Origin of the sequence: Collinsella aerofaciens, from assembly GCF_040910325.1 — a bacterium.
In the GTDB taxonomy this organism is placed as follows: Bacteria; Actinomycetota; Coriobacteriia; order Coriobacteriales; family Coriobacteriaceae; genus Collinsella; species Collinsella aerofaciens_BL.
Genome location: NZ_JBDGAV010000007.1, coordinates 68,277 through 93,157 on the forward strand (window position 1 = coordinate 68,277; position 24,881 = coordinate 93,157).

The window sequence follows — 24,881 nt, forward strand, 5'->3', positions numbered from 1 at the left end:
ATATCGTGGCAAAGAAGAAGACGAAGAACCAGCCAAAGAAAAAGCAGGTTAACGCCGAGAACGTCATCGGCCTGCACTCCGAGGTCACCGACCAGCCGATCACGCAGACGCTCGAGGTCAACTACATGCCCTACGCCATGAGCGTCAACGTCTCGCGTGCGTTCCCCGAGATTGACGGCTTTAAGCCCTCGCACCGCAAGCTGCTCTACACCATGTACAAGATGGGCCTGCTCAAGGGCGAGCGCCAGAAGAGCGCCAACATCGTGGGCCAGACCATGAAGCTCAACCCGCACGGCGACGCCGCGATCTACGAGACGATGGTGCGCCTGGCCACCGGTAACGAGGCGCTGCTCGCGCCGTTCGTTGAGTCGAAGGGCAACTTTGGCAAGTATTATTCGGGCGATCTGAGCTACGCCGCCTCGCGTTATACCGAGGCCAAGCTCTCCCCCATCAGTGCCGAGATCTTCAAGGACATCGACAAGGACCCGGTCGACTTCGTTGACAGCTACGACGGCGCCATGAAGGAACCTCGCCTGCTGCCCACCACGTTCCCCAACATCCTTGTCTCGGCCAACAAAGGCATCGGCGTCGCCATGGCGTCCGATATCTGCGGCTTCAACCTCAACGAGGTCTGTACCGCAACGATGCACTACCTCAAGGATCCCGATTGCGACCTGCTCGAGTACATGCCCATGCCCGACTTCTCGACCGGCGGCGAGATCATCTACCGCCGCGAGGAGATGGAAAAGATTATCGAGACCGGCCTTGGCAGCTTCCAGATCCGCTCCCGTTGGCGCTGGATTCCCGAAGAACGCATCATCGAGGTGTACGAGATCCCCTACACCACCAAAACCGATGTCATCATCGAGCGCATCGTCAAGCTCTCCAAAGAGGGCAAGGTCAAGGAGATCGCTGACATCCGCGACGAGACCGACCTCTCGGGCCTGCGCATCGCCATCGATCTTAAGCGCGGTGTCGACCCCGACAAGCTCATGGCCAAGCTCTATCGCTCGACCACGCTGCAGGATTCGTTCTCGTGCAACTTCAACGTGCTCGTCGATGGTTACCCTCGCGTTATGGGCGTGCGCCAGATCCTGCACGAGTGGGTCAAGTGGCGTATTGAGTCCACGCGTCGCCGCATTAACTTTGACCTGGGCAAAAAGTCCGAGCGCCTGCACCTGCTGCACGGCCTCGAGGCGATATTGCTCGACATCGACAAGGCCATCGCCATCATCCGCGGCACCAAGCTCGAAGCCGAGGTCGTGCCCAACCTTATGAAGGGTTTCGACATCGACGAGACCCAGGCCGAGTTTGTTGCCGAGCTCAAGCTCCGCAACATCAACGAGGAGTACATCCTCAACCGCACCAAGGACATCGCTAAGCTCGAGGGTGAGATTGCCGAGCTTGAGGAGATCCTCTCCAGCGAGGACAACATCAAGAAGGTCATCAGCGACGAGCTGGCCGCGGTCAACAAGAAGTACGTGATGCCGCGCCGCACGGGCAGGATCGAGCCCCATGAGGTTATCGAGGTAAGCCTGGAGCCCGAGGTCGAGGAGTACCCGGTTACTATCATGCTTTCGCGCGAGGGCTACCTTAAAAAGATGACGGACCGTGTGCTCAAGAAGGCGACCACGCTCAAGTACAAAGACGGCGATAAGCCCTTTATCGAGTTCCCGTCCTCCAACACGCACGAGCTGCTCGTGTTTACCAACAAGAGCCAGGTGTACAAGTGCAAGGTTGCGGCGTTTGAGGACACCAAGTCGGCCCAGCTGGGCTCGTACCTGCCGACCGATCTTGAGATGGAACCCGACGAGAGCGTCATCTGGGTCATCGACCCCGAGGACTACAAGGCCGACGTGCTGTTTGTCTTTGAAAACGGCCGCGTGGTGCGTGTCGCACTTGCCGGATACGTCACCAAAACCAACCGCAAGCGCCTCAAGAACGCCATCTACGGTGGCAGCAAGCTGCTGTATGCCCAGGTGCTCAAGGAGGATCGCGACATCGCGCTGGTCTCGAGCGACTATCGCCTGATGAACTTCAACACGTCGCTGCTCAAGACCAAGACGACCACCAACACGCAGGGCGTCCAGGCCCTTACGGCCAAGAAGGGCCGCTCGGTCACCACGGTCGGCACAACCGAAGAGATCCTTGGCGCCGGCGTCTCGGCCGAGAAGTTCACCGCGCAGAGTCTGCCCTCCGCCGGTGCCCTCATGAAAGAAAACGACATGCCGAGTCTGTTTGACTAGGACGACGGCAGAACCGCCATAGTTTTACAAAGCAGCGGGGCCCGGAGCGCAGCAATATTGCGCCCCGGGCCCCGCTCGTTGCGGAGGTCATCCTCGGAAATGTCGACGATACGGGGGCTTCCCGCACCGTCCTAAGCCGTTAGCAAAACTCGCAAAAGTTAGCAAAAGTTGCAAAAATTAGCAAAACTTGCAAAGGAGCCACCATGGAGTACAGCAAATGGCTCCGCCATGCCAGGCATGCTCGAAGATATTATCGAGCGAACCAAAGAAGCGGCAGATAGCTACCTTTCACAGTCTCACGCGCGCATGAACGGCGTTCAAATTGGTCCAGTGGGCATCGATTGGACATATGTTCAAGAAGCCCAGGGCAACTGGCGCACGTGCATGAATGGCATCTTCAGGCAACTCGAGAAGCATGGCATCGGGCTTCTCTCGAAACGACCTATCGAGAGCTTTCCGATAAAGACATTGAGTTTTTGCTCGCGATGCTGCCCGATTCTGGCCCCAGCAGGATCTCGGAGATAGCCAAACGCATGGGCGTCGCCAGCAACTACGCAAGCCAATACAAACGCCGCCTCCTCGAGGACGGCGTTATCGGGGAACGTGGGCGTGGCCTCGTCGGCTTCGACATCCCCGCGTTCAGAGAATTCTTGAACGAGAAGGCGTTTTAGCACACCGGAATTGTCCGCGGGAGCATCGTTGCATGGCAATCAGCATTCCTCCTGGTAAGGGCAGCAAGCATTTCCGCTAGTGCTGATTGCCATGCGCCCCTCTTGTCCTTAGGCGAGCTTGCGAGCGAGCTCTCGCACCTCTTTCAACTTGGGCGACGATACCATGCTGTCGCGCTCGGTCATACCGCTGATGGTGACAATGCCCTGATCCTCCCACTTGCAGTACGCGCAGGTTGACTTATACATAGCGATCGCCGCATCATAGACGCCCTCGCTATGGCTATCGAGCAAAAGGGCCGTCTTGGTGAACGGGAAGCCCGTAGCACCGAAGGCGTACAGGCGGTCGATGGCGGCCTTCTCCTGCGCGGTGATATCGAACCAGTAGATAGGCGAGGCAAAGACGACCATGTCTGCGTCTTTCAGCGGCTCGATCACGTCGGCCATGTCATCCTTCTGCACACAGGTGCCCTCATGGGTAAAGCAGTACTGGCATCCCAGACAACCAGCAATCTTTTTGCCGGCAACGCGGATGACCTCGACCGTATGGCCGGCCTCGCGCGCGGTCTCGGCAAAGGCCTCGACCATGGTGTCGGTATTGGCACCCTTGCGCGGGCTACCACTCAATACAACGATATTCATAGAAATCTCCCTCCTTCATGCCGCAGGCGCGCGGCACACATTTCGTTGTAACCAAAACAGATGAAGCTATTCAGTCGTCCGCAGACCACATCTCTCGTTCGTGCTCTCTAGACAAGGCGCAAACGGTGCTGCACCCCCTGTCGCGCTATATCCCTACGCAGTGTTCAGAACCCCTGCTCACCGAGCAGCACCGCGCGAGGTCCAGCACGAGTACGCCTTCCCGGGTACAGGTCTCATGCCCTATGCGGGAGATGAGGACCTTCGGGAACACGTCCCCGATGGGCAGAAGCGACGCGAGCTCCCCCTCAAGCATCAAGTTGATGCTCATATCGCCTCTCACATACGCTCTCCTTCCCGGTTTCGAAACTCGAATTGATTTAAAGTTTCGAAACCGGGAAGGCAATATACAAAAGGATGTGTCGAGGAACGAATCCCAGCCACGTCATGTCGGCAGCGATGAAGGGCGCATCCGCGCGTGCTACAATGCGGGCATCAGAGATGAAAACACAGTCCCCGTCGGGTAGTCGTGGGCGTGCGGGAGTCCGCATCAGTAACCTGCCTCCTTGGTTGTCCCTTCTCTGCATGGTCATCTACATAAAGGAGGAACCAACCATGCAGATCAGCGTGTCGTCCACCCTGACCGTATATCACGACGGTCAATTCTGGGTCGGGCTGGCGGAGCACGTCGAGGGCGGAAAGTACGGCGTCGCCCGCATCGTCTTCGGCGCGGAGCCGTCCGATGAGGAGATCCTGCGATTCGTTACAAGCGAATGGGAGAAGCTCTCGTTCTTCGGCGACAAGGCCACTGAAACAAGCAAGCCCGCGAAGAACCCCAAGCGGCGCGCCCGCGAGGCGGCGAAAGCACTTAAGCGGCCCGCAGTGAGCACCAAGGCGTAGCAGGCGCTCGCGGCACAGCGGGAAGCGATGAAGCGGGAGTCGGCTCAAGCAAGGAATCAGCGTCGCACGGATGAGGCGGAGGCGCGCTTCGAGCAGCGGAAGTTGAAGCGCAAGCAGAAGCATCGTGGACATTGACCGGCGCCGACATGGGTCCTGGTATGAACAGGGCTACGTCCCCCCGTTCGCACATGAATATATGAACTTGGTTTCGACCATCTCATGCTTGCATTGTGGCGGTATTTGCAACAATGCAAGCATGGATATCTCACGGGACATGAAATCACAAAGGTTGCCCAAAGGTTGTCAAGCGAAAACTCCGACCCGTTAGTGCAGTTCAGGGGCTCGCGAACGTTAGATGTCGGTTTACTCCCACTCGGTGAGTCTTCTCGCAGGAGAGCGATCGAATCTCCTTCTTGAGCCTCGAGATTGGTCCCAGACTAGCACATTGGACAAACGGGATAGCACTATAGCTCGTGCCAGTTGCAATAGACGCACGCATCGAGCACCCTAGACCTCCCGAACCTTGCCGCAGCGTCGCCCTCCGGGTAGAGCTTGACGACCTGCATCCGGTCAGGCGAGACGGCGACGATGAACGACACGTAGTGCTCTTTCGACATAGGGTGCGCCAGCGACACATGCAGCTCGTCCTCCACGAATTATACGTCTATGGCGTGCTTCCCCTCGGCCGGCTCGGCCTCAAGCGGCGGCAGCACGATCCCTCAGCGCGAGACGACAGCCCCTCCTGTGACGGAGAGCACGTTGCCGCACACTGGACATACATAGAACTTGGAGTGAAGGGCGTTCACGGAACGATTAGCGTTGCTCACGTCGCGAATTTGAATCTCCTCACGATTCCATTGACACCTTCTATGCCGCCTTCGGGCGGTCTTCGTCCTCCGGCCAGTTGGCCTCCCCGAATTCCACGGGGCCCTAATCCCCCAGCGCCGTGTGCACCCTCGCGCGATTGCGTACGGACTCGATATGCTTGAACAAACCTGGCGTGGCTTCTCCCCGCGGCTCGTAGGCCCGCGCGTGCACGCACTGCGATTTGACCAGTCCCATGAGCGACTTCGTGGCCGCGTTGTCCCACGGCGAAGATATCGAACCCATGGACGGGCTAATCTCGCGCTCGTGAACGGGCGGCCGCATCAAGATCTCCTTATAGATGAAGTAGTGTGCCTATGCGCCCGCGGCGAATCGCGAAAAGTACAGCAGGTTGTTGCGTGCGCTCGCACTCGTCGCCGTGTAATGCACAATGACGATATTCATCAAACACCCCTGGCACCACGGGAGTGCAGTAGGCGTCAGTCCCAGGTGTTGCTCGTCAGAAACTCGTTCATCGCCCATCTTCTCATCGAGCGACTCCACGTCGCGACGGATCACGGCCACGTTCTGCTCCAGGCGATAGGTGCGCGCAACTAGGCAGTTGTGCTTCTTGACACGCTTCGTCAACTCGTCGTTCTTCACCTCCATCACGGCGCAACTTCGCGAGATGGGGAGAACCACCCCCAACGAGCGTCATCGCCCGCCTATGAGCGCCACCACGATCGACTCCATGCGAAACCTCCCGAACAAGACGCGGCCCTTGCTGCCGTACATCTTCTCGGATGGTCACAAATAGGGCGGCAGTTGAAAAGCAAAGAACTATTTATTTGATTTTTTGAACTGTCTAATAGGATGACAGTTTGGGCATACCTTATTCTCCATTCAAGGAGGTAAGACCATGTGGCGAATAAAAGACGTATCAAGGATGACTGGCGTTAAAAGGGACAACATCCAACAGATATGCGACAAACACGATTCACGTTACTTCATCTTTTGCCCCGAGGACAGCAGACAAGGCAGGCGTTTCTTCGATGAGGAGGATGTACTGAAAGTTGCCCTCGTAGGTCAATACCAGAAAATGGGCTATAGCCTGACCTCCATCAAGAGGGCCTTTGATGAGATGGAAAGCGCCGAGCAGCCGTTCGAGGAAATAACCGAAAGACAGCTGGAGGAACTAACTGCGAAGCGCCAAGAGTTGGACAGGCAGCTCAAGTTCTGCAAGGAGCTCAACAGGGCATCCCATGGGCGAAACCCGAAGGAGGCGGTCCAAGCACTTCTGCGGAAGCGCCTGGCGGAAGCGTTGGTCGACTCGACGAAGGCCCTTCTCATCGACTTAGGCTGTCCGATAGACGATTCGGAATTCGAATCGACATTTCAAGAAAAGCTGGGAATAGGCTCCGAGGATTTCTGTAACGCGCTTCTTGATGCACCCGACCTGTCAAGCCTGAGGCTTATCGAAAACAACGCGGCTGTCGAAGAAAAGCTGGAACGCAATTTCGCGAGCATCGATTCCGCAAGCGCCGAGGAAGTCTTAGCCCCCGATTCACCGCTGATACAGCAGGTGCTCGGCAATTTATTGCAGCTGACGGGTAGGCAAACGCCAGATGAGGCGAAGGAGCACGCCGAGATGTTTGCCTGGCTCCTATGGAACAAGCTGCTTGAAGACCAGTATCTAGAGCTCTTTTTGGAAATAGGAATCGGACAAGGTGCGTTTGATTTCATAAATAAGGCAATGACACATTATGCGATAAGCAATTGGAAGGAGAAGGAAGATGAAGGAAGGCAAGCACAACAAGACCAGGAATGACGACCGGGCAATCGATGATGTCAGAGAGGTCGACGCCTCTGCTGCCGAAAAGAGCCACCCGAAGAAAAAGATCGCCACCAGAATGGTGACGGGCATAGCCGCCGCAGCCGTCGGAATCGGCATCGCCCTGCTCGTGAGCAGCAAGCTCGACCTGTCTGCGATGTCGCCCGCATCGGCGGCAAAGGGCGCAAAGGCCATCGCCGACGGAACAGCCAAGGTGGTTGCCCAGGCAGCCGTTCCGCCCGCCGTGGAGACGGTCGTCACAGAGCCGAAGGTCGTGAACGTCGACTGGTTTCTCCGCAAGCTGCCCGAAAACCGGTACGCCTCGCCGGACGCGGTCTCGTACGCGGCTGCCCTCGGGGTCGACCTCGCCGAAGGCCAGACCATCGTAAGGCCCCAGACGAGACTCTACTGCCGAGCGGCATAACCCCCTGGAAGCACTCAATAATCGCAAGAGAAACGGAGCGACGAATGGGGCACAGCCAGGCAGCAATCGAAAAGAAGACCCTCACAGGCCTTTTCGGTGACGAGAACAGCCGCGAGGAGAAGCGGATGCCCCGCCTGTTCATGGCGCTGCTAGCATGTGCGGTAGTAGTCCGCGTCTTGCACGCCATCGGCCAGGTCATGCTCATCACGCAAATGTGCGCATAAACGAAAGGTACCACCATGGTCATCTACAAAACGCAAGAATGGGACGGGTATGGAAAGCAAAACTACTACTGGAACGAGTACCGTCGCGAAGGCGACACCGTAGTCAAGTACAAGTGCAACAGGCACAAGTTCTTCGATGGTGACGAAAGTAACTGGGAGGAAAGCGAACACGAGGAAGATTCGTGGTCCATCGACGATTCTAGCATGCCCGATTGGCTGCGCAGCTACCTCTAACGGCAAAGAATTTTTGAACTCGTTAAGCCCTCGCGCCTCCACAAGGGACGTGGGGGCTCCCCATCCCGCTCCACCGTCAAATATCTGAGTTCCCCACAGCAACCAGTCTGGGTCCATCAGAATCGTCTTTAGCTTCGAGCGCGCCAAAGCATACGTCGCGATCCCCGGCGCGGACGCCTTGAGCCCATGCAGGTCAATCGGCTCAAAAGCCGTGCACGGGTTAGACGCACGCTGTATCTTCACCACGCCCCAGAGTGAGTTCATGCCATCCACGCGGGTAAGCACCGAGCAACTGCAGACCCAGAAGTTCGTGCACTCCTCAGCACCGCACGCCACACTGCCCTTGGTTACCACTGTGCGCACGACTTTCGAGTTGCGCACGAAGAACGCGTCCGCCACAACCTCTCACCCGCGCGGATGACGCCCGAGCCTGAAAGCGAACTGCCGTTGTCGAACAGTTCGCCCACGGGCCACGTGCGGCTGTCTTTGGCCGGGCGATCAACATGCCCCGCGGTCCTTTCCAACTCAGAAGCGCCTGAGGTCCCACCGGCACGAACCTGCCCGCGCCGCTCACCAGGCGGCTATACGAGTAGGGCACCGAGCCCGCCTTCTTCATGCCGCTGCGTCGAGGCCCACAGCGCAGATGCCCTCCAGCTGCCCTTAGCTCGTAAACGCCTGCATGGCGTCCGCTATGCCCAAAAGGCGCTCGAAGCCCGCCACCTCGGTCATGGCGGAGAAGCCAGTGAACCAGTAGGCGTAGCTCGTCAAGCCCACCTCGGTGAACAAAGAGTCGATCACCGCCGCTCCCGAGAACCCCACCGCCGGCACCCCTCAGGTGGTCATAGCCTTGACCGCAGAGCGCTGAACGTCGCTTTCTTAGCAGCGAGATTCTTTACTCCCCATTAACCACCTGGGGAAACGCCGTACGGAGACCGCAAAAATGCCCATTGAGTTCGATCTGAGTTTCACGGGCCCCGAAACGGCCCTGTTTCGCCCTCGGGGACAAAAATAGCGCGTCTACTCACTCGGGATGAATCCTTACTCCCATTCCTCCGAATACCGCTCCGTGCCTTGCCGTCTTGAAATACGGAGAGTAAATCGCGAAATCGCAGGTGAAAGAGAGTAAAAAGGCAAAGAAAAAGCCTCCGTTCCAACATGGGAACGGAGGCTCGATAATCGAGTTTACTCACCAATGTCGCTGGTGGTTTTGCCGTAACTCTCGTACGAAACGAAACTCAGGAGCACAGTGCGGCACTCAAAAGTGCAGGTCAGAACCCTGTCAGCCTACTCCCACTCGATCGTCGCGGGCGGCTTGGACGTGATGTCGTAGCACACGCGGTTGGCGCCGGGGACCTCGGCAACGATGCGGCCAGAGATGCGGGCCAGCACGTCGTAGGGCAGCTTGGCCCAGTCGGCGGTCATAGCATCGCTGGACTCGACGGCACGCAGAATGATCGGGCGCTGATAAGTGCGCTCGTCGCCCATAACGCCAACGGACTTGATGTCAGGCAGGACCGCGAAATACTGCCAGCAGCTGTGCTCGGAGTTGCGCTCGCCGGTCTGCTCAAACAGACGCTGGTTGTAGGCGTCGAGCTCCTCGCGCACGATGGCGTCGGCGTTCTTGAGGATCTCGAGCTTCTCCTTGTCGACCGCACCGATGATGCGGATGGCAAGACCCGGGCCCGGGAAGGGCTGGCGGAACACGATGTGACCCGGCAGGCCCAGTGCCAGACCAAGCGCGCGGACCTCGTCCTTAAAGAAGTGGTCGAGCGGTTCAATAAGGTCGAAGTGCACGCCCTCGGGGAACGGGATCAGGTTGTGATGGCTCTTGATGGTGGCCGTCTTGCCACCCGTCTTGCGAGCGCCGGACTCGATGATGTCGGGGTAGATGGTGCCCTGAGCCAGGTACTTGACCGGTTTGCCATCGGTCTCGAGCTGCTGCGCCACGGCGAAGAACTCTTTCCAGAACTGCGTACCGATGATGCGGCGCTTCTCCTCGGGCTCGGTCACGCCGGCCAGAAGCTCGGCATAGCGGTCCTCGGCGTGGACGTGGATAAAGTCGACGTCAAACTGCTTGGTGAAGACCTCCTCCACCTGCTCGGGCTCGCCCTTGCGCAGCAGGCCGTGGTTGATGAACACGCAGGTCATCTGCTTGCCCACGGCGCGGGCGCCCAGCGCAGCCACGACGGAGGAGTCGACGCCGCCGGACAGGGCCAGAATCACGCGGTCGTTGCCGACCTTCTCGCGGAACTCAGCCGTCATGGTCTCGACCAGGTTGTCCATGCTCCAGTTGGGCTCCAGGCCGCAGATCTCAAACAGGAAGTTGCTCAGCAGCTGCTGACCATACTCGGAGTGCTTGACCTCGGGGTGGAACTGCGTGGTGAAGATCTTGCGCTCGACGCACTCCATGGCAGCAACCGGGCACACGTCGGTGCTGGCGGTAACGGTAAAGCCCTCGGGCACCTCGGACACGGCGTCGCGGTGGCTCATCCACACGGTCTGCTCCATGGGCGTGGAGTTAAAGAGCTTGGCGCCGGCCGTGCGCGTGATAGTGGCGCGGCCGTACTCGCCCACCTCGGAGTGGCCGACCTTGCCGCCGAGCGTCACGGCCGTGATCTGATGGCCGTAGCAAAAGCCCAGGACGGGAAGGCCCAGGTCAAAGATGGCAGGATCGATGGACGGAGCGTCCTCGGCGTACACGGAAGCCGGACCGCCGGAAAGGATGAGCGCAGAGGCGTTCATCTCGCGAATCTCGTCGGCCGAGATGTCGCAGGGGACAATCTCGGAATACACGTTGAGGTCGCGGACGCGACGGGCAATGAGCTGACCGTACTGCGCACCAAAGTCGAGTACGAGGACCTTTGCGGAAGCCTTTTGATCCATGGTTCCCCCTCTTGTTGGCGGGGAGCCGGTGCCCACCCGCGTGAATGAACGAAAATAGCCTTCATAGTGTACACGTTATATGGGGTTTCTCGCCCCTCGCAGCCATCAGCGCACGGCAAACGCACGACCTGGGCCCCTATTTGACGGCAATTGAAGTGTTTTCAAACGTTACAGATGATGTAATACGTTTGAACATTGGACGCCCTGTGCCACAATACTGCCGAACGACTCCGCCTCTGCGGCGGCAAATACGATAGGAATACCAGCATGAAGCGCATCCTTCTCATCGCCACGGGCGGCACCATCGCATCGACCGAGGACAGCAACGGCCTCTCCCCCGCCCTGACCGGTGAGGAGCTCGCCCAGAGCGTCCCCGAGATCTCGGGCCTCTGCGAGCTCGACGTCGTGCAGCCCATGAATATCGACAGCACCAATATGCGCCCGAGCGACTGGATGCGCATCCGCGATGTCATCGTCGAGGGTTATGCCGACCACGACGGCTTCGTGATTCTGCACGGCACCGACACCATGAGCTACACCGCAGCAGCGCTTTCCTACCTGATTCAAGACAGCCCCAAGCCCATCGTGCTCACCGGCTCGCAAAAGCCCATGGGCAACCCCTTTACCGATGCCAAGCTCAATCTGTACCAGAGCCTGCTCTATGCGCTCGACGAGCACTCGCACGACGTTTCGATCGTGTTTGGCGGCGTCACCATTGCCGGCACGCGCGCCCGCAAGCAGCGCACCATGAGCTTTAACGCGTTCATTAGCGTCAACTATCCGCCCATCGCCTATATCCGCAACGACCGCATTGTGCGCAACGGGCTTCACGGCACGCATCAGGGCGAAAACCCGGTGCGTTTCTACGACAGCATCGACCCGCGCGTATTTGTACTCAAGCTTACGCCCGGCGTAAACCCGGGCATCCTCGACGCCCTTGCCGATAGCTACGACGCCGTGATTCTGGAGACCTTTGGCATTGGCGGTATCCCCGAGTTTGGTGAGTCGGGCGGGTCGTTCCAAGAGGCAATTTTTCGCTGGGTCGATTCGGGCCGCACCGTCGTTATGACCACGCAGGTCCCCGAAGAGGGCCTCGATCTGGGCGTTTATGAGGTCGGCCGCGCTTACGCCGATCATCCGGGTATTCTGCGCGGCGACGACATGACCACCGAGACGCTCGTGGCCAAGACCATGTGGGCACTCGGCCAGTCACGCGATGCCGCCGAGATTCAGCGCCTGTTCTACAGCCAAGTCAACCACGACCGCATCCCGATGGCGTAATCCCTAAGGCAGCTCCACTTATCGCAGCCTTAAACGACAGGTGGCCCCCCTCAGGCCGTGCAAAAATCGGAGTATTCTGCAATTTCTCCTCCGGAGGCATAGAATCGGCCGATTGTTAGACGAACTTTTAGGACGAAGGGTCCGTCTAGTAAATATTTATTCCTCATTTTTATTTAACGTGTGGATTATCTACTGTCAAAAAGGCAAAGCCAGCCGCTCGAGCTACCATCTACGGCCGAACTGGTGCTGAATACTCGCGATTTTGCACATCGCAACCAGGGGGGACCCGCCCAAAGAGCGTCAAATACAGCGGGGGAACGCCCTATTCGATACCCTCGAGAAGCTCAGATACCGTCATGCCGAGTGCGGGCGCGATCTTAAATAGAACCTTGAGCGTGAAATTTGCCGTCCCATCTTCGATTCGGTCGAGGTAGGGTCGGCTGATTCCTGTCGCCACACAAAAATCAACCTTGGAGATACCAAGGTCTCTGCGTGTCTCTTCGACCCGCCTACCAAGAATCTGTTTCGCACGTTCGTCCATGCAGCCGAGTTTGAAATGGAGCCGAACATAAACGTAAACTATAGTTTACGTTTTGCCGAATACACAGGAGTTTTCTATGTCGGGTTCTTCGGTCCGCATGTACCGAGCCACGCCTCGCACAAACAGCGCGCCGCCCAAGCTCGTCGTCGTTGAATCAGAATGCCTTTCGCCCGATGAGCGCACAGCATTTGCATTGCTATCAAGTCGCGTCGCCGCCGTTCTGGTCCCTTGCCCGGCGCAAGGTGAACTTGCTATCCAATGCCAGGCGCACAGCTGCTCGCTCAATCAGGCTGCCGTGATCGCAACCAGCCAACGCGGTCTGCCCCTTCTCCTGGAAGCCGGTATCGCACTCGCCCTTCGCGGCGCCGGATACGAAAACGAGGCCGCCGCCGACATGGTCTTTAAACCACGATCGAGCGGCGGCCTCGCAGCAGCTATCGAATATGTGTGCAGACTCGTTGCCTAAAAGGACAAGCTAGAAACCAAAGCCAAAGCCCGTTCCGGTAATCGCCGAGTACATAAAGTAAACGTTGATCACGTTGAGGAACACACCCGTGATGCAACCGTTGCGCAGGTAGCGCTCGCACACGATGCGCGCCATGGCGGCGGAGTCGTCATTGTTCTTGGCTTGGCGTCCCGCCGTAAAGTACGTCGCCACGCTCAGCAGCAGATTGAGTACCGGCAGTGCCAGCAGCTCGTAGCTCTTACCCCAGCGCGTCACCTCGCCGGCGGCGTTAAACTTCGTTGCCACCTCGGGGCCAATGTTGGGGATAACACACGCTGCGACCACCAGCGGAATCACCGCAAGTACGAGCAGCGCAATACCCATGTAGCCAGCTTTTTTGCCATATTTGAACATATGCGTCGTCCTTACACGTTAAAGCGGAAGTGCACGACGTCGCCATCGGCCATGACATAGTCCTTGCCCTCAATACGCAACTTGCCGGCGGCCTTGGCGCCCTGCTCGCCGCCGAGCTCGATGTAGTCGTCGTAGCCAATGACCTCGGCCTTAATAAAGCCGCGCTCAAAATCGGTGTGGATGACGCCGGCGGCCTGCGGGGCGGTCGCGCCCTGACGAACCGTCCAGGCCTTGACCTCCATCTCGCCGGCCGTAAAGAACGACTGCAGGCCGAGCAGCTTGTAGGCAGCCTGAGCGAGCACGTCCAGGCCGGGCTGCTCCAGGCCCAGGCTCTCCAGGTAGTCGGCGGCGTCCTCGGGATCGAGCTCGGAAAGCTCTGCCTCGATCTTGGCGCAGATGGGCAGCGGCTTGACACCATCGATGGGCGCCAGATCGTCGTTGAGCATATCCTCGTCCACGTTGGCCACATACAGGATGGGCTTCATGGTGAGCAGGAACAGCCCCTTGGCGGCGGCACGCTCCTCGTCGGTCATCTCCATGGATGCGGCGCGCTTGCCCTCGTTGAGCCAGGCAAGCAGGCGCTTGGCAACCTCGAACTTGGGCATGAGCTCCTTGTCGCGCTTGGCCTCCTTCTCGAGCTTAGGCAGCTGCTTCTCGAGCGTGCCCATGTCGGCCAGGATGAGCTCGGTCATGATGGTGTCGGCATCGCCGGCGGGATCGACGAACTCGCCCGTGCGGCCCACCTCACGCATGACGTTGGGGTCCTTAAAGTAGCGCACGACCTCGCAGATGGCGTCGGTCTCGCGAATGTTGGCCAGGAACTGGTTGCCCAGGCCCTCGCCCTCGTTAGCGCCCTTCACCAGACCTGCGATGTCGACGAACTCGACCGTCGCCGGCACAATGCGACCCGGGTTAACGATGTCGGCAAGCTTTTGCAAGCGGCTATCGGGCACGTCGACGATACCCACGTTGGGGTCGATCGTGGCAAACGGGTAGTTGGCGGCAAGGCCGGTCTTTTTGGTAAGCGCGGTGAACAGCGTCGACTTGCCCACGTTGGGCAGGCCCACGATACCGATGGAAAGGGACACGACAGCTCCTTTTGGTACAGGTACTTCAAACCGTATAAGTATAGCGCCGCCGCAGCATCCGGGCGAATCCGGACACCGCGGCGGCGCAAATGAAGCAGAGATAGAGCTCGCTGACTAGTCCGCGAGCTTCTCCACCTGATCGAGCATCTTGTCGAGCTTGGCCTTTGCTTCGGCCTTGACCTTCTCAGCTTCTTCGTGAGCCTTCGCCTTCTGGGCGGCCTTTTCCTCGGCTTCGGGATCGACGACGACCAGATTGGACGCGTCGTGCTCAACAAGCTTGAGCGCATGCTCGGGACAAACCTTGACACAGGCGCCGCAGCCTAAACAATACGTGGACTCCAACGCAAAGCGGCCGCTTCCCACCAGATCGCAGGCAAACGTGGGGCACACGTTGACGCACTCGCCGCACGACGTACACTTGTCAAAATCGCACTCCGGCGTGCTCACCTGCATGTTCTGGGCAAGCTCGGGGTGGTTTTGCAGCGTCGAGAGCACCAGCTGCCGCCCGTGCGTGAGCGAACGGCGACGCTTGGTCGTCGTGGTGCCGCACATGGTGTTGAGCGTGCGCTCCAGCTGGGTAATCTGATGGCGATGGGCCTTGAGCTTTTGCGTCACCGAGGCCAGCGCCGCCGTCGCCGGATTAAGCTTGGTCACCGTCAGGCCCGTGGTGCGGGCAATCTTTTCCATGTACTCCTTGCGTTCGTACTCGCGAAGCTTATGGCACTTGAGGCTCTTGGGGTCGACCTCCAAGCCCATACCCGTGCCGGACCACTCCTCGGCCTTCGCAATCGCCTCGCCCAGAATATCCTCGCCACCGGTGTTGCGGCACTTATCGCACACGCCCAACGGCAGGTAGACGCTCACGTTGGGATAATCGGCCAGTACCGAGAACCAGGTCTCGGCCGTAATATCGCCCACGCAGGCAACGACGACCTCGTTCTCGCGCGGCATGCGCTTGAGGGCGCGCGTACAGGTGACGTAGGCGGTCTCGTGGCTCGTAGCAGCAGAGACGATATCGTCATACAGGTTTTTGGGCGCCAGACGCGGCGAGATGATTGCCTCGGTCGGACAGGCAGCGGCACACAGGCCGCACTTGCGACAGGAGTCGAGAATCTCGATGGAGTCTTCCTCGACCTCGATAGCGTTGACCGGGCACACGTCCATGCACGCGGTGCAGCCGCTCTTTTCGTTTTTGCAGGTCAGGCACGGAATGGTGTTGCCGCGCGGGCGCTCCTTGTAGTCGGCAGGGTTCCACTGCGGCGCCGACGGATCGAGCGCATCGGTCACGCCGCCAAGCGGGTTTTTAAGAAAGTCGAAACCCTTGCTGATCTCGATAATGTCATCAAACAGATCGTGTTCCTGCGCCATGCGCGGCCCCTCCCTGAGCAGTGCAAACAAGCAAGAGATAATGATACGCTATCGGCCCACGCCTCGGGCAAATTACACGCGGCTCATCTTTGCGGCAAATAGTCCATGGCCTATCGCCGCCTCGATCGCACAAGGCCGATCAAGAGCCAAACTATGCCTCGCACATGAGCTGCACGAGCTTTTGTTTGGTCACCTTGGCTTGCTCGTTGGCCATATTGCGTTCGTTTCTAAAGGCCGCATCTGCAACGCTCATCAGATCGGCATCGGAAATCTCGCCAAGACCCAGCTCCTCGAGCGTCGTCGGCAGACCGACGCGCTGGCAAAACTCGAGCACTTGATCAAGCTCGGGCGCACGCTCTAGGCGCAGCTGGACCACCAGGCCAAATGCCACGGCCTCACCGTGCATGGCCTTGCACTCGGGCAGAATTGTCAGGCCGTTGGCGATGGCATGGGCAAGCGCTAGGCCACCGCTCTCAAAGCCAACACCCGAGAGCAGAATATTGCACTCGATCAGGCGCTCAACCGCCGGCGATATACGGCCCTTTTTGAGATCGCGCTTGGCAGCGACACCGCACTCCATGAGTGTGTCATAGCAGGCACGAGCCGCAACCAAAGCCAAGTGCCCCGGCGCGCCACCGTGTTCGTTGACGCCGTGCGCCGCGGCGCACGAACGCGCCTCGAAGTACGTTGCCAGCGCATCGCCCATGCCAGCGACCGTCATACGCAGCGGGGCCGCCGCGACCACGTTGGTATCGACCACGACCAGGTCTGGATTCTTCTCGAGCATCAGGTAGCGGTCGAACGACCCATCCTCGTGATACAACACCGAAATCGCGCTGCACGGACCGTCCATCGAAGCCGCCGTGGGGCATACGCACAACGGCAACTCGGCATAAAACGCAACGGCCTTGGCGATATCGAGCATCTTGCCGCCGCCAATACCCACCACCATGTCGCAATACTCAGCCCGGGCTTCCTTAGCCATTTCAACAACGGCCTCTTCCGTACACGGACCGTTGTAAATCTTAAAGAACGGCTCGCTTAGATCTTCATCCAGAAATCCATCGACGATCTGCCTGCACAGCCGATCCTCGGTGCCCTGGTCAAACAAGACATAGGCAGCGCAGCCCAACCATGACAAATACCTGCCCTGACGCGAGAGCTCACCCGGCCCCTGAACATATCGTCCGGGACCGCCATAAACCATGGGAAGCGCCATACGAGAATCCGCCCTTTCATCAACAACAATTGGTGCAAAGCAACCTGACCCCTTTGCACCATAGCAAAAAGGGGCAAAGCCGTCTGCCGGCTTTGCCCCTTCCTTAGCTTGATTTACTCATCCATGAGATAGTAGTGGCCCAGCGCGTCGGCACCCAGGATGGCGTTTGCGACCATCTCGGGCGTCACCTCAAACGGCATGTTGCACATGGTGTCATCGGGCGCGCACGCGGCCTCGGCAACAATCATGGCCTGCTCGCGCGTAAGCTCGGCAACGCCCAGCTCCTTCATCGTGACCGGCAGGCCCAGCTCAATGCAGAAGCCCAAGACTTCCTCAAGCTTCTCAGTCGGAGCATCCTCGAGTACCAGCTGGACGATAGTGCCAAAGGCGACCTTCTCGCCGTGATACATGCTGTGGCACTCGGGCAGCATCGTCAGGCCATTGTGGATGGCATGAGCAGCAGCGAGGCCCGAGCTCTCAAAGCCAATGCCCGAAAGCAGCGTGTTGGCCTCAATGATGTGCTCGACGGCAGGCGTGAGCGCACCCTTCTCCAGCGCGACCTTGGCCTTCACGCCATCGGCCATAAGCGTCTCGTAGCAGAGCTTGGCGAGCGCCAGGCCGGCCATGCCGCCCTTGCCACCGGCGCAGGTGCCGCCGTCGGCATCGTGCGTCGCCTGGGCCTCAAAGTAGGTTGCGAGCGCATCGCCCATACCGGAAACCGTCAGGCGCACCGGGCTCGCCGCGATAACCGTCGTATCCATAAGGACGATATTGGGGTTTGCCTTAAGGAACAGGTACTTATCGAACTGGCCGTCATCGGTATAGAGCACCGAAAGCGCCGAACACGGGGCGTCGGTCGAAGCAATGGTGGGACAAATGATAACCGGGGACTCCAGGTAATAGGCGACGGCCTTCGCGGTGTCGAGGATCTTGCCGCCACCGACGCCGACGATGATGTCGCAACCGTTGTCGCGAGCGAGCGCAACCAGGCGATCGACCTCGCCCTTGGAGCACTCGCCGTTAAAGTCCTCAAACAGCAGCTCGGCCTTAGCCTCGGCAAAGCCGCCCTCGATCTTGGCACCGACGCGCTTCTTGCCCGAAGGCGTCACGATGACGAGGGCCTTAGCGCCAAGCGGCTCGACATAGGAGCCGAGCTTGGCGAGCTCGTCCGGACCCTGGATGTACTTGCTGGGGCTATTGAAAATTGCAGCCATAACTATCCCATTCTCTAAAAGAAAAAAGAAAGGGGCTCCGTACAGATACGTGCGGAGCCCCTCGTTACGATAACAAGAGTCGATTAGAAATCGATGTCGGTGTCGTAGTAGCAGGCCTTGAGAATCTTCTCGAAGTCGGCAGCCTTGGTCTCACGCGGGTTCTCGGGCGTGCAGGCGTCCTGCTCGGCGTTCGCGGCGATCTCGGGCAGCTTGGCGAGGAACTCCTCCTCGGAAACCATCTGCGGGTTCTCGGCGTCGACCTTCACGCCACCATTCGCGTAATCCTTGATGGACTGCGGAATGTTGAGCTGGTCGTTGAGGTCGCGAATCTTCTGGACGAGCGCAGCGATGAGCTCCTCGTTGGTCTCGCCGGGAAGGTGCAGGATCTCCTTGGCCACGTAAGCGTAACGCTCGGCAGCACGCGGGTCCTTGGAGTTCCACTGGATGACCTTGCCCAGGTACATAGCGTTAGCAGCACCGTGGATGATGTGGCCGTTCTCGAAGGCAGCACCGGTCTTGTGAGCCATGGAGTGAACGATGCCGAGCAGGCCCGAGGAGAAGGCGATACCGGCGATGCACTGAGCCTCGTGCATGTGCTGACGGGCTTCATGGTCGCCAGCATAGGACTTGGGCAGCCACTCGACGATCTCGCGGATGCCGTGCAGAGCGTTGGCGTCGGTGAACATAGAAGCACAAGTGGAAACGTAAGCCTCCATGCAGTGGGTCAGAGCATCCATGCCGGTGTGAGCGCACAGCTTGGCGGGCATGGTGTAGGTGAGCTCGGGGTCGACGATGGCGACATCAGGGGTGATGTTGAAGTCGGCCAGCGGGTACTTGATGCCCTTGGCGTAGTCGGTAATGACGGAGAACGCGGTGACCTCGGTAGCGGTGCCGGAGGTAGAGGAGATGGCGCAGAAATGAGCCTTCTGACGCAGCTCGGGGAAGCTGAACGGCTGGATAATGTTATCGAAGGACTCCTCGGGATACTCGTAGAAGACCCACATGGCCTTAGCGGCATCGATGGGCGAGCCGCCGCCGATGGCGATAATCCAGTCGGGCTCGAACTCGCGCATGGCCTCGGCGCCCTTCATGACCGTCTCGATGGACGGGTCGGACTCGACGCCCTCGAACAGCTTGACCTCGAAACCGCCTTCCTTAAGGTCGTTCTCGACGTCCTGCAGGAATCCGCCGCGGCGCATAGAGCTGCCGCCAGAAACGATGATAGCCTTCTTGCCCTTGAGGTTCTTCACCTCGTGGCGAGCGCCCTCACCAAAGTACAGATCGCGAGGATTGGTAAAACGTCCCATACTGTGCCTCCTAAACAAGCCCCTCTTAGACTTGCGTATATAACGGAGCACCCGATTGGCTCCGTTAGGACCGTTTTGCGCGTTGCCGGCGATGACAATGCGCGATGTCTTAACGCCTCAACGCTCAGACAAACACTATTTTACCGTTCTGGTTGGTCAGTTATTCACCTAAAGCCGATAATGATGAAACGTTTTTTCTATCCCTGAAGACCCTTGTGGGGCATTCATACTCCCAAGCTGGGCAAACGTTTTATCAGGGTTGACCACATATCCCGGGCAGGACTGTGCCCCTCCAAAATGTGCCCCGTTCGCCGCCAAAAATCGACCGTTTACGGCACTGTGATACCACCCGCGCAACCGAGGTGCCGACATTTGTGCGACATCCGTCTTCGTGGTGCAAAGGTGCAAGTCCAAGTGCGGCACCCCCGGTGTGCCACATGCGGGTAAACTAGAACCTTATATAGAGATGATTTGAACCCTAACCGCAGCAAAGGAGGCCCCATGGCATTCGACCCCATTCAAGAGGATTGCCATCGCCTCGTTCTTGAGGCCTTGCGCCGCGACAATATTCCACTCACCGACGGCCCCGCCGTCGAGCGTCTGATGGAACAATTCACCCGTAACCCCGCGCCGCTCATCGTGCACGACCGCGACCGAGCTGGGCATCTGATTGCCAAGGTCGTCGAGGCTGTCGACTACCGCATCCCCTTTATCCCCGACGACGCCCAGGCAGAGCAAGAAGAAGCCGCAGCCGAGAACATGCTCCGTGAGGCAGCCGCGCTCGATCCGGCCAACTGGGATGCCCAGCGCATGCTGACGGCGCTCACCGCCGAATCCAACGAGGAATACGTACAGTATCTGGTGTCCAAGTGCGACGAGGTGGAGCACGACCTGGCGCTCAAGATTGCCTCGGCACAGGACCCCTACGAGCGTGAGGCCGCAGGCGACCTGACCCGCCGTCCCTACCTGCGCTGGCTTGCCGCCTTGGCATCGCGCGCGCTCATTAGCGGCCGCTACCGCATGTCGCTGGATGCCGCGAATCGCAGCCTGGACTTTGCGCCCAACGACCCCGCTGGCGTCCGCCATACCGCGATGCTTGCCATGGCAAAGCTCGAATACCCTGCCGAGGAGCTCAAGCGTTTTCGTTCCGCCCACTCCGTACCCTATCTTGCCAACACGCCGCTGCGCCGCCGTCCCAAGGACGCAGAGCGCGACTTGGACCCGTGGACGCTCATCGCACTGATGAGCGCAGCCTGGCGCGAGCTGGATTACGAGGGCGCCGAACACTACCTGCGCATCCTGGTGCGCTCATGCCCGCACGCAGCCGAAGCACTCTACTTCCAAACCGAGTTTCCCGATGGCATCTATGCCCGCGTCAACGTAGGTCCGGGCTCCACCGATGAGCTTGTCCTTGCCCTGTCCGAGGCGACGCCGGTGCTGCAGGAGGGCCTAGGCGCGCCCGACAACGCCAGCTTTGCCGCCTGGGTCGCCACCAACGACATCGTGCGCTCTCAGATCGACGAACGAATCCTGCGCGCGGCCGAACAGGGATTGCCGTTTAAGGGAGGAGACCTCTAATGGATCCGAGCGTCTACATCCCCGCTTATCTGGAGCGCACCTATCTGGCGTCGCACCCCGAACTCACCGATGCAGCACGCGAGCTTGTCCATAACGACATCAGCGCAAACCCCCACAAGTATGCGCAGACCGAGCATGCCCAAGCGCTGCTGTCCTATGCCGGCGTTCATCGTCATTTGCTTGACGAGCTTCGCCGCATCGAGGACATGGGCAGCGACGAGGAGTTTGAGCAGACGCGCAACCGTCTGTTCGACGATATGCGCGATGAGCTGCTCAAGATCGTCCGCGTCGATGCACTTGCCGTCGATGCGCAGCTGCTCGCCATCATCCTGGCGGACACGCCCGTTGATGCCTGCCTGGGCGACTTGATGAAGCTCGAGACGAGTACGGCCGACTACCTGCAACAAAGCGTGCCCGGGTTCGACATGGAGGCCCCGCACTACTGGGCCAATAATGTTTTGGCCGACGGTGTCACCGCAGCAGACCTTACCGTGAGCGAGCCGGCGCTTATTGGCTGGCTTCACACGCTCGAGGCCATCTCGCAGCTGTGCATGGCGAGCGCTCGTTACCGTGCTGCTGCCAACTACGCCCGCCGCGTCCTTAAGGCAGAAGGTTATCCCACCCGAGCTGCCGGCACCGTGTTGCTCGCCCTCGCCCGCTTGGAAGACCAGGACGGCTTTTTTGCCCTGGCTCACCAGCTCGAGGAGCAGGTGGGGGCCGATACCCTCGAGAACTCCCCCTGGTACCTGCTCGCCCGCACGATTCTGCTGTTCAAAACAAACAAGATGCGTCCGGCGACGCGCGCGCTGCGTGAGTTCGCTAACCGTTGCGAGGGCGGCGCGTTCTTCTTGCTGAACCCCATGTACCAGACGCCGTACCTTCCCTGCCGACCCGAGCCACGCGACCCCTGGGACCTCTCGCACCAGGCGGTTTGGGAAGCCGACGGCATTATCTCGGACACCCCCGACTTTGCCCCCTGGGCCAACGCCTGCGAAGATGTATCGCAGCTTGCCCAGGAATTTGCGCGCCGCTACGGCTTTTAGCGACGCGATCGCCCCGACCATGTCGTTTACGTTAGGAACGATTTCATGAACCTCCGCTCATCTCTCGCCTGTACCTCGAGCGATATCGCCCGCTGGGGACTGCGCTCTGTCCTCAAGCGCCAGGGTGGCGTGCTTCCCGGCCGCATCGCCATGAAGATCGACCCCGAGCTGCTAAGCGACCTCGCGAGCCTGGTCGACCGCAGCGTGGTGATCACCGGCACCAATGGCAAGACCACCACCTCCAACCTTATCGCCGACGCCGTTGCCGCCAGCGGCGCCACCGTGGTATGCAACCGCGCCGGCAACAATATGGAGCCTGGTGTGGTGGGTGCTCTGCTCGAGGCCCGCGGCGGCCTTAAGCACACCAGCAGCGGCAAGCGCGTGGGCGTTTTTGAGTGCGACGAGCTCTACACCGTACGCGTTCTGCCCAAGCTCAAGCCGACGTACTTTGTGCTGCTCAACCTGTTCCGCGACCAGCTAGACCGCTACGGCGAGATCGACCATACCCAAGACGTCATCGCCCATGCGTTGGAGCTCTCTCCGGCAACAACGCTCATCTACAACGCAGACGACCCGCTGTGTGCCGCAATCGCCGCGCGCGTTCCCAATGCAAGCATCGCCTTTGGCATCGACGGCGCCACCAACACCGAGTCCGACCGCATTAGCGACTCGCGTTTTTGCTCACAGTGCAACGCACCGTTGGAGTACGACTATGTGCAGTACGGACAGCTTGGCGCATACCATTGCCCCTCGTGCGGCTGGGCCCGCCCTGGGCTTGTCCGTCGCGTGACGGGCGTGGAGCTCGGCTGCGACGGCTACGGCTTTGACCTGGTGTTTGGATCTACGCCCGACGCGGCTGCCGTGCACATCGCCACACGCTACAACGGCCTGTATATGGTCTACAACGTTGCCGCCGCCTTCTTTGCGGCGCGCGAGCTGGGCGTGGACGCAGCTCACCTACAGCCCACGCTCGATGCCTACGTCCCCGCCGGCGGACGCATGGGCCGCTGGGAAATCGCCGGCCGTACCGTCGAGGCCAATCTGGCCAAAAATCCCGTAGGCTTCGATCGACAAATCCAGTCCATTAAAACAGCAGGTGGCAGGCTCTGCGCCTTTTTCCTGAACGACAACGATGCCGATGGCCACGATGTATCGTGGATCTACGACGTCGACTTCGAACGCATCGCCGACACAACGGGGCTTGTCGCTTTTGCTGGCGGCACGCGCGCGCACGATATGCAGGTACGTCTGAAGTACGCCGGCATCGATGCCACGATTATCTCGGACGTCGCGCAGGCAATTGGCGCCGTGGCAGACGAGGCCGCCGATGACACCTTCTACGCCGTCGCCAACTACACGGCCTTCCCGCCGCTGGTCAAGGAGCTCGACGGGCTGAAAGGCGCCACCGCCGACGCTGTTGCCGGGCGCGCCGTAGCCCGTGCCGACGGCAGCGCTCTTCCTGTCGGTATCGCTCCAGTCGAGCTTTCGCGCCCGCTGCGCATCGTCTACCTGTATCCCGATGCCCTTAACCTCTACGGCGACGGCGGCAATGTTATCGCGCTCGAGCGCCGCTGCGCCTGGCGTGGCATTCCCGTGCGCGTGGACGAGGTCCGTATGGGCGAGTCACTCGATCTCACCGATGCCGATATCGTCATGATGGGTGGCGGCTCCGACCGCGACCAGCTAGCCGTGGCACACGAGCTGCTCGCCCAAAAAGACAAGGTCGCGGCCTATGTTGAGGACGGCGGCACACTGCTTGCCATCTGTGGCAGCTATCAGCTGCTCGGCCGTTCGTACTACATGGGCGACGATCGCATTGAGGGCCTGGGCGTCATTGCCGCCGAAACCGTACGCGGCTCCGATCGCCTGATCGGCAACGTAGCCGTCAAAACCGATCTGGCACCTGAGCCCTTTGTGGGATTCGAGAACCATGGAGGTCGCACCCTGCTCGACGCAGACGCCACGCCGCTCGGAACGTCCGTCGTCACGGGTACCGGCAACAACGGCGACGACGGCTTTGAGGGCCTGATCTACAAGGGCGTCATCGGCACGTACCTGCATGGCCCGGCGCTGCCCAAGAACCCCGAGCTCGCCGACTGGCTCATCGCGCACGCCCTCGAGCGCCGCGGCGATGCACAGGCCACAGCCCTGCTGCCGCTCAAGTCCCTCGACGACACCTACGAGCACGCCGCCCACGACGCCGCCATGAAGCTCCTCCCCTAGCCACCACAACGGGGACAGGCGCCTTTGTGGTGGTTTTGACCTGCCACGTTTGTTTGTCTCGATCTGTAACATCTAGGCCGTTGAAAGTCGTCTTACTGTTACAGATTGAGATGTTCATCCCGACGCCCGCCGTCTGTCTCGATCTGTAACAGATAAAGCCGGTTTGCCCGCCCAGATGTTACAGATTGAGATATTTTAAAATCGGAATAGAAACCAACTCCTGTGTGGTGGGTTGATTTCCGATCTCAGCCGAACACATTGAGCAAATAGGCCATTCCCGCAGTTAGCTGAACGCCCCCGCGGCCCC

25 protein-coding genes are annotated in these 24,881 nt (G+C 59.6%); 12 read left to right on the top strand and 13 right to left on the bottom strand.

What is annotated here, in order from left to right:
* Window positions 1-5 precede the first annotated feature (5 nt).
* Both AB5Z25_RS11190 and AB5Z25_RS11195 read left to right on the top strand, forming a co-directional pair.
* Window positions 6-2,246 (top strand): DNA gyrase subunit A, encoded by a 2,241-nt coding sequence (locus AB5Z25_RS11190; RefSeq protein ID WP_368134888.1) that lies wholly within the window; start codon window positions 6-8, stop codon window positions 2,244-2,246.
* A 380-nt stretch (window positions 2,247-2,626) separates the two neighbouring features.
* Window positions 2,627-2,917, top strand: a complete 291-nt coding sequence (locus tag AB5Z25_RS11195; protein WP_147330594.1) for a DUF8462 domain-containing protein — start codon at window positions 2,627-2,629, stop codon at window positions 2,915-2,917.
* 108 nt (window positions 2,918-3,025) lie between these two features.
* On the opposite strand, the gene AB5Z25_RS11200 is transcribed toward AB5Z25_RS11195, so the two are convergent.
* Complete coding sequence (locus AB5Z25_RS11200) at window positions 3,026-3,556, bottom strand: flavodoxin family protein (RefSeq protein WP_138374935.1); 531 nt, start codon at window positions 3,554-3,556, stop codon at window positions 3,026-3,028.
* Between the two features lie 145 nt (window positions 3,557-3,701).
* The gene (locus AB5Z25_RS11205; protein WP_346973620.1) at window positions 3,702-3,884 is read right to left on the bottom strand and encodes a hypothetical protein; all 183 of its coding nucleotides are present in this window, start codon (window positions 3,882-3,884) and stop codon (window positions 3,702-3,704) included.
* 284 nt (window positions 3,885-4,168) lie between these two features.
* On the opposite strand from AB5Z25_RS11205, the gene AB5Z25_RS11210 reads away from it, so the two are divergent.
* Window positions 4,169-4,453 (top strand): YjdF family protein, encoded by a 285-nt coding sequence (locus tag AB5Z25_RS11210; RefSeq protein WP_438265598.1) that lies wholly within the window; start codon window positions 4,169-4,171, stop codon window positions 4,451-4,453.
* 464 nt (window positions 4,454-4,917) lie between these two features.
* On the opposite strand, the gene AB5Z25_RS11215 is transcribed toward AB5Z25_RS11210, so the two are convergent.
* Together AB5Z25_RS11215 and AB5Z25_RS11220 are read right to left on the bottom strand one after the other, a co-directional pair.
* Complete coding sequence (locus AB5Z25_RS11215; RefSeq protein ID WP_368134887.1) at window positions 4,918-5,106, bottom strand: desulfoferrodoxin family protein; 189 nt, start codon at window positions 5,104-5,106, stop codon at window positions 4,918-4,920.
* A 526-nt stretch (window positions 5,107-5,632) separates the two neighbouring features.
* On the bottom strand, window positions 5,633-5,929 hold the full coding sequence (locus tag AB5Z25_RS11220; RefSeq protein ID WP_368134886.1) for a hypothetical protein: 297 nt from the start codon (window positions 5,927-5,929) through the stop codon (window positions 5,633-5,635).
* Between the two features lie 247 nt (window positions 5,930-6,176).
* Between AB5Z25_RS11220 and AB5Z25_RS11225 the strand changes: the two genes are divergently transcribed.
* Genes AB5Z25_RS11225 through AB5Z25_RS11240 form a run of 4 tightly spaced genes read left to right on the top strand, consistent with a single transcriptional unit; the run spans window position 6,177 to window position 7,970 of the window.
* The gene (locus AB5Z25_RS11225; RefSeq protein ID WP_368134885.1) at window positions 6,177-7,085 is read left to right on the top strand and encodes a helix-turn-helix domain-containing protein; all 909 of its coding nucleotides are present in this window, start codon (window positions 6,177-6,179) and stop codon (window positions 7,083-7,085) included.
* Window positions 7,051-7,512, top strand: coding sequence for a hypothetical protein (locus AB5Z25_RS11230; RefSeq protein ID WP_368134884.1), 462 nt, complete (start codon window positions 7,051-7,053; stop codon window positions 7,510-7,512). The genes AB5Z25_RS11225 and AB5Z25_RS11230 overlap by 35 nt, the downstream gene beginning before the upstream one ends.
* Before the next feature lie 44 nt (window positions 7,513-7,556).
* Window positions 7,557-7,736 carry a hypothetical protein gene (locus tag AB5Z25_RS11235; protein WP_368134883.1) on the top strand — a complete coding sequence of 60 codons (180 nt, stop codon included), beginning with the start codon at window positions 7,557-7,559 and terminating at the stop codon, window positions 7,734-7,736.
* 15 nt (window positions 7,737-7,751) lie between these two features.
* The gene (locus tag AB5Z25_RS11240; RefSeq protein WP_368134882.1) at window positions 7,752-7,970 is read left to right on the top strand and encodes a hypothetical protein; all 219 of its coding nucleotides are present in this window, start codon (window positions 7,752-7,754) and stop codon (window positions 7,968-7,970) included.
* A 660-nt stretch (window positions 7,971-8,630) separates the two neighbouring features.
* Here AB5Z25_RS11240 and AB5Z25_RS11245 read toward each other — a convergent pair.
* Window positions 8,631-8,768 carry a hypothetical protein gene (locus AB5Z25_RS11245; protein WP_368134881.1) on the bottom strand — a complete coding sequence of 46 codons (138 nt, stop codon included), beginning with the start codon at window positions 8,766-8,768 and terminating at the stop codon, window positions 8,631-8,633.
* Window positions 8,769-9,254: 486 nt separating this feature from the next.
* Window positions 9,255-10,853 (bottom strand): glutamine-hydrolyzing GMP synthase, encoded by a 1,599-nt coding sequence (guaA, locus tag AB5Z25_RS11250; protein ID WP_117635915.1) that lies wholly within the window; start codon window positions 10,851-10,853, stop codon window positions 9,255-9,257.
* 267 nt (window positions 10,854-11,120) lie between these two features.
* On the opposite strand from guaA, the gene AB5Z25_RS11255 reads away from it, so the two are divergent.
* Window positions 11,121-12,134 carry an asparaginase gene (locus AB5Z25_RS11255; protein ID WP_368134880.1) on the top strand — a complete coding sequence of 338 codons (1,014 nt, stop codon included), beginning with the start codon at window positions 11,121-11,123 and terminating at the stop codon, window positions 12,132-12,134.
* 322 nt (window positions 12,135-12,456) lie between these two features.
* On the opposite strand, the gene AB5Z25_RS11260 is transcribed toward AB5Z25_RS11255, so the two are convergent.
* Window positions 12,457-12,675: a helix-turn-helix domain-containing protein gene (locus AB5Z25_RS11260; RefSeq protein ID WP_035136926.1), complete on the bottom strand. Its 219-nt coding sequence runs from the start codon at window positions 12,673-12,675 to the stop codon at window positions 12,457-12,459.
* A gap of 76 nt (window positions 12,676-12,751) precedes the next feature.
* Between AB5Z25_RS11260 and AB5Z25_RS11265 the strand changes: the two genes are divergently transcribed.
* Window positions 12,752-13,141 carry a hypothetical protein gene (locus AB5Z25_RS11265; RefSeq protein ID WP_117745721.1) on the top strand — a complete coding sequence of 130 codons (390 nt, stop codon included), beginning with the start codon at window positions 12,752-12,754 and terminating at the stop codon, window positions 13,139-13,141.
* A gap of 9 nt (window positions 13,142-13,150) precedes the next feature.
* Here the strand turns inward: AB5Z25_RS11265 and AB5Z25_RS11270 are convergent, their stop codons facing one another.
* The 6 genes from AB5Z25_RS11270 to AB5Z25_RS11295 all read right to left on the bottom strand — a co-directional run bounded on the left by AB5Z25_RS11270 (window position 13,151) and on the right by AB5Z25_RS11295 (window position 19,730).
* Window positions 13,151-13,534 carry a DUF1648 domain-containing protein gene (locus AB5Z25_RS11270; protein ID WP_089572786.1) on the bottom strand — a complete coding sequence of 128 codons (384 nt, stop codon included), beginning with the start codon at window positions 13,532-13,534 and terminating at the stop codon, window positions 13,151-13,153.
* A gap of 11 nt (window positions 13,535-13,545) precedes the next feature.
* A complete protein-coding gene (ychF, locus tag AB5Z25_RS11275) occupies window positions 13,546-14,622 on the bottom strand; it encodes a redox-regulated ATPase YchF (protein WP_035136922.1) in 1,077 nt (358 codons plus the stop codon).
* 114 nt (window positions 14,623-14,736) lie between these two features.
* Entirely contained in the window at window positions 14,737-15,990 is a 1,254-nt protein-coding gene (locus tag AB5Z25_RS11280; RefSeq protein WP_368134879.1) for a 4Fe-4S binding protein, read from the bottom strand.
* 151 nt (window positions 15,991-16,141) lie between these two features.
* Complete coding sequence (locus tag AB5Z25_RS11285; RefSeq protein WP_368134878.1) at window positions 16,142-17,209, bottom strand: glycerol dehydrogenase; 1,068 nt, start codon at window positions 17,207-17,209, stop codon at window positions 16,142-16,144.
* 113 nt (window positions 17,210-17,322) lie between these two features.
* A complete protein-coding gene (locus AB5Z25_RS11290; RefSeq protein ID WP_368134877.1) occupies window positions 17,323-18,423 on the bottom strand; it encodes a glycerol dehydrogenase in 1,101 nt (366 codons plus the stop codon).
* An 83-nt stretch (window positions 18,424-18,506) separates the two neighbouring features.
* Window positions 18,507-19,730: an iron-containing alcohol dehydrogenase gene (locus AB5Z25_RS11295; protein ID WP_006234677.1), complete on the bottom strand. Its 1,224-nt coding sequence runs from the start codon at window positions 19,728-19,730 to the stop codon at window positions 18,507-18,509.
* A 501-nt stretch (window positions 19,731-20,231) separates the two neighbouring features.
* On the opposite strand from AB5Z25_RS11295, the gene AB5Z25_RS11300 reads away from it, so the two are divergent.
* From AB5Z25_RS11300 to AB5Z25_RS11310, 3 genes are read left to right on the top strand one after another with little or no spacing between them, the layout of a single operon-like run.
* Window positions 20,232-21,308 (top strand): tetratricopeptide repeat protein, encoded by a 1,077-nt coding sequence (locus AB5Z25_RS11300; protein WP_346965534.1) that lies wholly within the window; start codon window positions 20,232-20,234, stop codon window positions 21,306-21,308.
* Entirely contained in the window at window positions 21,308-22,351 is a 1,044-nt protein-coding gene (locus tag AB5Z25_RS11305) for a hypothetical protein (protein WP_368134876.1), read from the top strand. Before AB5Z25_RS11300 ends, AB5Z25_RS11305 begins: the two co-directional genes overlap by 1 nt.
* Before the next feature lie 45 nt (window positions 22,352-22,396).
* The gene (locus tag AB5Z25_RS11310) at window positions 22,397-24,574 is read left to right on the top strand and encodes a MurT ligase domain-containing protein (protein ID WP_368134875.1); all 2,178 of its coding nucleotides are present in this window, start codon (window positions 22,397-22,399) and stop codon (window positions 24,572-24,574) included.
* Window positions 24,575-24,881 lie beyond the last annotated feature (307 nt).

Excerpts from the sequence above, each read along its gene's own strand:
- AB5Z25_RS11200 (WP_138374935.1), bottom strand. The coding sequence starts at position 3,556 with ATGAATATCGTTGTATTGAGTGGTAGCCCGCGCAAGGGTGCCAATACC.
- AB5Z25_RS11205 (WP_346973620.1), bottom strand. The coding sequence starts at position 3,884 with ATGAGCATCAACTTGATGCTTGAGGGGGAGCTCGCGTCGCTTCTGCCC.
- AB5Z25_RS11225 (WP_368134885.1), top strand. The coding sequence starts at position 6,177 with ATGTGGCGAATAAAAGACGTATCAAGGATGACTGGCGTTAAAAGGGAC.
- AB5Z25_RS11230 (WP_368134884.1), top strand. The coding sequence starts at position 7,051 with ATGAAGGAAGGCAAGCACAACAAGACCAGGAATGACGACCGGGCAATC.
- AB5Z25_RS11210 (WP_438265598.1), top strand. The coding sequence starts at position 4,169 with ATGCAGATCAGCGTGTCGTCCACCCTGACCGTATATCACGACGGTCAA.
- AB5Z25_RS11270 (WP_089572786.1), bottom strand. The coding sequence starts at position 13,534 with ATGTTCAAATATGGCAAAAAAGCTGGCTACATGGGTATTGCGCTGCTC.
- AB5Z25_RS11240 (WP_368134882.1), top strand. The coding sequence starts at position 7,752 with ATGGTCATCTACAAAACGCAAGAATGGGACGGGTATGGAAAGCAAAAC.
- AB5Z25_RS11285 (WP_368134878.1), bottom strand. The coding sequence starts at position 17,209 with ATGGCGCTTCCCATGGTTTATGGCGGTCCCGGACGATATGTTCAGGGG.
- AB5Z25_RS11310 (WP_368134875.1), top strand. The coding sequence starts at position 22,397 with ATGAACCTCCGCTCATCTCTCGCCTGTACCTCGAGCGATATCGCCCGC.
- AB5Z25_RS11290 (WP_368134877.1), bottom strand. The coding sequence starts at position 18,423 with ATGGCTGCAATTTTCAATAGCCCCAGCAAGTACATCCAGGGTCCGGAC.
- AB5Z25_RS11295 (WP_006234677.1), bottom strand. The coding sequence starts at position 19,730 with ATGGGACGTTTTACCAATCCTCGCGATCTGTACTTTGGTGAGGGCGCT.
- AB5Z25_RS11280 (WP_368134879.1), bottom strand. The coding sequence starts at position 15,990 with ATGGCGCAGGAACACGATCTGTTTGATGACATTATCGAGATCAGCAAG.
- AB5Z25_RS11235 (WP_368134883.1), top strand. The coding sequence starts at position 7,557 with ATGGGGCACAGCCAGGCAGCAATCGAAAAGAAGACCCTCACAGGCCTT.
- AB5Z25_RS11255 (WP_368134880.1), top strand. The coding sequence starts at position 11,121 with ATGAAGCGCATCCTTCTCATCGCCACGGGCGGCACCATCGCATCGACC.
- guaA (WP_117635915.1), bottom strand. The coding sequence starts at position 10,853 with ATGGATCAAAAGGCTTCCGCAAAGGTCCTCGTACTCGACTTTGGTGCG.
- AB5Z25_RS11265 (WP_117745721.1), top strand. The coding sequence starts at position 12,752 with ATGTCGGGTTCTTCGGTCCGCATGTACCGAGCCACGCCTCGCACAAAC.
- AB5Z25_RS11260 (WP_035136926.1), bottom strand. The coding sequence starts at position 12,675 with ATGGACGAACGTGCGAAACAGATTCTTGGTAGGCGGGTCGAAGAGACA.
- AB5Z25_RS11305 (WP_368134876.1), top strand. The coding sequence starts at position 21,308 with ATGGATCCGAGCGTCTACATCCCCGCTTATCTGGAGCGCACCTATCTG.
- AB5Z25_RS11300 (WP_346965534.1), top strand. The coding sequence starts at position 20,232 with ATGGCATTCGACCCCATTCAAGAGGATTGCCATCGCCTCGTTCTTGAG.